Source organism: Thermogemmatispora sp., from assembly GCF_019683755.1.
Taxonomy (GTDB): Bacteria; Chloroflexota; Ktedonobacteria; order Ktedonobacterales; family Ktedonobacteraceae; genus Thermogemmatispora.
Genome location: NZ_JADGHT010000512.1, coordinates 1 through 2,365, shown reverse-complemented (window position 1 = coordinate 2,365; position 2,365 = coordinate 1). Strand labels below are relative to the sequence as shown.

Annotated in this window: 2 protein-coding genes; one reads left to right on the top strand and one right to left on the bottom strand. The window is 59.1% G+C overall.

The genetic code is table 11. From position 1 onward, the window contains the following. Positions 1 to 193 precede the first annotated feature (193 nt). A complete protein-coding gene (locus IRZ24_RS19450) occupies positions 194 to 1,336 on the top strand; it encodes a LacI family DNA-binding transcriptional regulator (RefSeq protein WP_297168176.1) in 1,143 nt (380 codons plus the stop codon). 82 nt (positions 1,337 to 1,418) lie between these two features. On the opposite strand, the gene IRZ24_RS19445 is transcribed toward IRZ24_RS19450, so the two are convergent. Next, positions 1,419 to 2,300 carry a class I SAM-dependent methyltransferase gene (locus tag IRZ24_RS19445; RefSeq protein WP_297168173.1) on the bottom strand — a complete coding sequence of 294 codons (882 nt, stop codon included), beginning with the start codon at positions 2,298 to 2,300 and terminating at the stop codon, positions 1,419 to 1,421. Positions 2,301 to 2,365: the final 65 nt, after the last annotated feature.

Below are 2,365 nucleotides of genomic sequence, written 5' to 3'. Positions count from 1 at the left end.
ACGCAATTTCTCCCCCTGGCTCCTTTCTGCCCGCCAACTTCGGTCCCGTCCCCTTGACATAGCAAGCACTCGTTATTACACTGTAACTTGTAACCGGTTACGATACCGGTATCGTAACCGGTAACGATCAGAAGACGACAGCAGGGCAGAGACTGCATGCAAGACGCAGTGAGGCAGGAGCATGAGCAAGCGCATGACGATCAGTGATATTGCCCGTCTGGCTGGTGTCTCCAAGGCCACGGTCTCGCGGGTGCTCAATCACAAGCCGGATGTCGATCCGGTGACGCGTGAGCGTGTTTTGCGTATCATGGAAGAACATAATTTTGTGCCGAGCGTGGCTGCCTCGGGTCTGGCCGGGGGCAAGGGTCACCTGATCGGGGTGCTGGTTCCGGCACTGACCTGGCCGCTGATCCCTGACATTATGCGGGGCATTGCCGAGGTTGTTGAGGAGACCAGCTATGAGCTGGTGCTCTACAGCATCAAGACCAGCAATCATGAGCGGGATCGCAGCGATGTCATTAACCGCATTCTGGCGAACCGCCTCATCGTAGGCCTGTTAGCGATCTTCCCCGGTCAGTCGGCGCGCTACCTGCCTGCGCTGCAACGGCAGGGCCTGCCTGTGGTACTGCTCGATGATCAGGGCCTACCGCCCGAGCAGATCCCCTGGATTACTGCAGATAATCGCGCCGGCGCCTATGCGGCGACACGTCATTTGATTGAGCTGGGCCATCGGCGCATTGCTCATATTCAAGGGCCATTGAAATATCAGGTCTCGCGCGAACGTTTCCAGGGCTACTGCGATGCGCTCCAGGATTATGGTATTCCGCTAGACCCCTCGCTCATCCTGCAAGGCGACTTTATGCCCCCAGGAGGCCGGGCCTGCGCCTGCCAGTTTTTCGCGATGCCAGAACACATTCGTCCCACGGCAATCTTTGCTGCGAGCGACCTGATGGCCTATGGTGTCATGGGAGCAGCGGAGGAGTTCGGTCTGCGCATTCCAGAAGATGTCTCGCTGGTCGGCTTTGACGATATCTCTTCTTCTGGTCATATGCGCCCACCTTTGACCACAGTGCGCCAGCCGCTCTCTGAAATGGGACAGTGTGCTCTCGAGCTGCTCCTTTCGCTGTTAGAGGCCCCTGAGCGTTCTGGAGCGACCCTACTACGCGCTTCGCCACTGCTGGCACGCTATGTCGGTGCTTCTCTGCAGCCGTCTCAGCCGTCCCAGATCTCGATGACGGCCACGATCGAGAGCGCTGAGCCGGTTCATTTCCGCCTAGCCACAACCCTGGTGGTGCGGTCAACAACTGCCCCTCCTCCTAGCCATGCCCGTAGGTAGCTGCCCCGCTACTTGTAGTACGCGCATACGCAGCTTCCGCGATGCAGGCGGCGGATAGACAGGCCAGGATGCCGGGAGAGGCTTATAGTTCAGTTCCCGCGCTGGCCTTCTTTCCCCAGGCGGTCAGGATATAACAGAGACCGGCAAAGTGCTCATCCAGCATCTCTAAGAGGGCACGACGATACAGGGCGTCAAATTCAGCCGCTGTGGTCACCCCGGCATCCAGGAGAAAGGGTCGGCTCAGCAATAGTTCAACCTCGTAGCCACGACAGAGCGCCTCATGGGCCTCGCTGCCGCTGGAAAAGTCGAGGACGTAGGCTCGCTGTTGGACTTGGCAACAGCCTGCTTCGCGCAGGAGCGAGGTGAGTCGTGGTAGAACTCCTAGATGATGGCTGGACGGCGGAAAGCTGCGCCCAGTTCGCTGAAAGGCTTGCCTGGTTAGCTCCTGGAGCTGCATAAAAGCTGCACCGTTGCTCACTGGGCGTTCGAATTCGGTGAGCCGTAGGAGGCCGCCAGGACGGCAGACACGCAGAGCCTCCCGCAGTACTCTTGGCCAGGTGGAGGGCGTCAGGAGGCCGGTCAGGTCGCGAGCGTTGACCAGGTCAAAGGTATTGGAGGGCAACGGTAATGGCTCCAGGAGATCCATGACTTCAAAGCGCGCGTTGCTTAGTCCCTGAACCTGCGCTTGGGCCCGGGCATATTGGATGAGGGTTTCGCTAATGTCTATCCCCGTCACTTGCGCCCACGGATAACGCTGCGCTGTTTCTAGGACCCAGCCCCCAGGTCCACACGCCAGGTCAAGCACTCTCCCTAGCTGCCGGCCCTCCACCCCTTCTGGCAGTACTCCCCCCATCGCCTCGTTGACAAGCCTGTCCCTTAGCATAAGACGAGCCGTCTCAGCCGCATTCTCCGCATCCAGCACGTAGCCACAGTCCTTTACGATGTGGTTCTGGGAAGCTACCATGCAATGCACTCCTTCATTCACCTCAAACACCAGTCCTGCGGGGTAAGATCGATATCTGCCCCGAG